Annotated in this window: 4 protein-coding genes; all 4 read left to right on the plus strand. The window is 53.8% G+C overall.

Annotated features, from left to right (window positions below):
- Window positions 1-190 precede the first annotated feature (190 nt).
- The 4 genes from ARC85_RS19560 (at window position 191) to ARC85_RS19575 (ending at window position 3,046) form a co-directional block, all read left to right on the plus strand.
- The gene (locus ARC85_RS19560; RefSeq protein ID WP_286715972.1) at window positions 191-919 is read left to right on the plus strand and encodes a TorF family putative porin; all 729 of its coding nucleotides are present in this window, start codon (window positions 191-193) and stop codon (window positions 917-919) included.
- Between the two features lie 286 nt (window positions 920-1,205).
- Window positions 1,206-1,532 carry a hypothetical protein gene (locus ARC85_RS19565; protein ID WP_286715974.1) on the plus strand — a complete coding sequence of 109 codons (327 nt, stop codon included), beginning with the start codon at window positions 1,206-1,208 and terminating at the stop codon, window positions 1,530-1,532.
- A complete protein-coding gene (locus ARC85_RS19570; RefSeq protein ID WP_286715976.1) occupies window positions 1,523-2,287 on the plus strand; it encodes a TolC family protein in 765 nt (254 codons plus the stop codon). Before ARC85_RS19565 ends, ARC85_RS19570 begins: the two co-directional genes overlap by 10 nt.
- 63 nt (window positions 2,288-2,350) lie before the next feature.
- Window positions 2,351-3,046 carry an efflux RND transporter periplasmic adaptor subunit gene (locus ARC85_RS19575; protein ID WP_286715977.1) on the plus strand — a complete coding sequence of 232 codons (696 nt, stop codon included), beginning with the start codon at window positions 2,351-2,353 and terminating at the stop codon, window positions 3,044-3,046.
- Window positions 3,047-3,133: the final 87 nt, after the last annotated feature.

Consider the following 3,133-nt stretch of genomic DNA (forward strand, 5'->3'; position numbering starts at 1 on the left):
GGAATATCGTTTATCGACAACTTCGGCGGTTACAGAAACTACCCCGGTTATTGAAGTCTTTTTTCGGTCATCCGGACCTGGCGTATATCGCCGGGTGATGTTCGCTTACTTTGTTTCTGATTAGTAAGATGTGGCAAGACTTTTGCGGAATCATATTTGGAGCAATGAAACCCAACCGAAGGTATCCATTATGAAGAAGCAGTTTTTCACCAAATCCGGATTTATCAGTATCACTTTGCTTGCAGCACTTCAGGCTGCGCCCGCCATTGTTAGCGCTGACGTCAGCTCAAATGTGAGCGCCAGCAGCAACTATCTGTTCCGGGGCGTCACCCAGACAGACGGGGCTGCGGCTGTCCAGGGAGGGTTGGATTATGAGCATGCGTCGGGCTTCTACGCCGGTGGTTGGGGTTCCAATGTCGATTTTGGTGACGGCACCAGCTATGAGCTTGATCTTTATGCCGGATTCTCCGGCTCTGTGGAAGAACTGGGTTATGACGTTGGGTACATTTATTATGCGTATCCTGACGCGCCGGACTCCATCGACTTCGGCGAACTGTACGGCGAGATCAGTTATGGCATTGCGGCCATCGGCCTGGCCTACACGATCAACAGCGACACCAGTGGTGATGGGGTGTTCGTGCAGGGGGATGCCTATTACTACGCCTCTGTTGGGGTGCCTCTGGAGGACAGCTACAGTGCCGGTGTGACGCTTGGCTATTACGACTTCGCTGATGACGGCAAGGCTTCTGTCGGCGAGGCAAGTTATTCACACGTCGCCGCCAACGTTACAAAGGATGCGGGAAACTTCGGTTCTTTCAGTGTTAACGTGGAGTACTCGGACATTGAGTCAACCGACGCGCTTGGCTCTGTCAACTCGGATGATCCGAAGTTCTGGCTGGGTTGGAGCAGGAGTTTCTGATCGGCCAAGTGATCACAAGCAATTCAGATCCAGAATAAAAAGCCGGCCCAAATGACGGGCCGGTTTTTATTTATCATGCAAGAACCCACCATCGTGCGCCTGCCTTGACGCCCGGTGACTCGACATCCTCGCCCTTACCTCTGCCCCCCCCCTGCCGCCAAAGCTCATTTCTTATCCGGTGCCTGAATTTCAAACTGTATTAAAGGTTTGTCTGTAAGGTCGTTCCAGATTCCCACGCAAAAATGCTGACTCACTGACCTCAGTCAAACAGCCAGGATGATACTGAATGAACAAACGATTGTTGTTGTGCGCGATGATAGTTCCGGGAGCCTTGGCCGTCTCTCCTATGGTGTCGGCCCAGGCAAAAGAGAGTGTGTCGCTGAAAGAATATCAGCAGGCCAAAGCCAGCCAGGCTGTTTCCCTGAACCAGGCCATGGTGATGGCTTTCGAGAATAGCCCGGTATTGGCTTTGAGGCGGGCCGCGGTCTCGATACAGCAGGGACAGCTTGATCATGCCAGCCGCTGGGCGCCGAGCAATCCAGAGTTTGAGTTGGGGGCCCGTCAGGCCCCGGATCAGGCCGACGAGTCCCTGGAATATGGGAAATGTCCGTAAAACAGGGTAAACAAACCCGGATTGATCTCAATACCGCAGTCATTGGGCTTGCCAGGGCCCGGAATCAAAAAGCCTCGGCGGAACAAAAGCTCGAGCAATCAAAAATTGACCTTACCGAAGTGCTCGGGGTGTCCCCCTCCGATGCCGTTGGGGTGACCGGCGAGCTTGATGTGACGCTCGAAGACCTGCCTCCGACCAGCCAGCTTGTCGAGATGGCACAGAGTCAGAGAGCGGACCTGAAAGCGGCGGCCGCCAGAATTGCAGCGGATGAATCTGGCCTTGAAGTTGCGAAAAGCCTGACGATTCCAAATCTGAAAGTCTTCGGATTTTATGATCGTGAGGAAGGCTCCAACCTTTTCGGTGCAGGGGTGTCGATGCCTTTGACCGTTTTTCATGATTATTCCGGTGAGCAGAGACAAGCTGCTGCGCGGCTGAAAACCTCCGAGCTTGAGGCAGAGGCCTTGCGCCTGGCTACAGAGCGTCAGGTTGTGTCAGCTGTGGCCCGGTACGAATCCACCGCCGTTCGGCTGCGCCAGATGAACGAGTCGATCCTGGAGCGTTCAGAGGAAACATTACAGTTGATGCAGAAAGCACTACGGGCGGGCAAGGTCGGTGCCTCGGATGTTCTGGCGGCACAGGACAATCTCCTGTCGGTAAGGCAGGAATACGTTCAGGTGCAGAATGATTATATCGATGCCGTCCGGGCGCTGGAGATAAGCACGGGAGGTGCTCTGTCGATGTCAGCCGGTTCCTGAGGGTATGAAACTCAAAATTGACCGTTCTCTTAGTACCGTTCTCTAAATATTGAGGGTGAATGAATGATTCGCAATCTGAAGATATTTTTAATCGTTGTCAGCGTTCTGGGTATGCCGCAGGTATACGCTGCCGGAGAAGCCGAGGGTGACCAGCACGAAAATGAAGAAGCCGAGCATGCCGGAGAGGAAAACCAGTCCCGCCAGATCCATCTGACGCCGGAGCAGACAGAGTTACTGTCGATTCAGACTGTGACGGCTGCCAAGGGGCGCGCTGGCGCAATTGTTACGGCACCTGCCGAGATTCAGTATGTGCCGGATCGCGTGGCCGAGGTTGGTCCGCTGTTGGAAGGAAAGTTGACGGGGTTGGTGGTTGACCTGGGGGATTACGTCAAGAAAGGGCAGCTATTGGCAACCCTGAACAGTGTGGAGTTGGCCCGGATTCGCTCCCGGTTGATCTCGCTGGAGGCCCGTAAAGAAGCAGCCGAGTCAGACTACAATCGCGAAAGACAATTGCAGGACCAAGGTATTTCCAGCGAGGAAGAATTTCTTGATGCCAAGGCGATCTACCTTGCCACAAAAGCGGAGTACGATTCCGTGCGGGAACAACTGGCGGTATACGGTAGTGAGTCGCCAGGTGACAGTGGGGGGCTGGCGCAATACGCGCTTCGCTCACCCATTGAGGGGCGTGTCGAACAGATGCCTGTCCGGCTGGGTCAGACGTTACTAAGAAGTACAAAAGTAAGCGGACATCATTTATAATGTAGGCATTGTTCAACCGACCTTATCGGAGTTGCCTACTCATGCGCCATACTGACGGTCGTAAACTGGATCATAAAACTCTGGAAG

Source organism: Marinobacter sp. tcs-11, from assembly GCF_002049515.1.
GTDB classification, from domain to species: domain Bacteria; phylum Pseudomonadota; class Gammaproteobacteria; order Pseudomonadales; family Oleiphilaceae; genus Marinobacter; species Marinobacter nauticus.

Excerpts from the sequence above, each read along its gene's own strand:
- ARC85_RS19570 (WP_286715976.1), top strand. The coding sequence starts at position 1,523 with ATGTCCGTAAAACAGGGTAAACAAACCCGGATTGATCTCAATACCGCA.
- ARC85_RS19565 (WP_286715974.1), top strand. The coding sequence starts at position 1,206 with ATGAACAAACGATTGTTGTTGTGCGCGATGATAGTTCCGGGAGCCTTG.
- ARC85_RS19575 (WP_286715977.1), top strand. The coding sequence starts at position 2,351 with ATGATTCGCAATCTGAAGATATTTTTAATCGTTGTCAGCGTTCTGGGT.
- ARC85_RS19560 (WP_286715972.1), top strand. The coding sequence starts at position 191 with ATGAAGAAGCAGTTTTTCACCAAATCCGGATTTATCAGTATCACTTTG.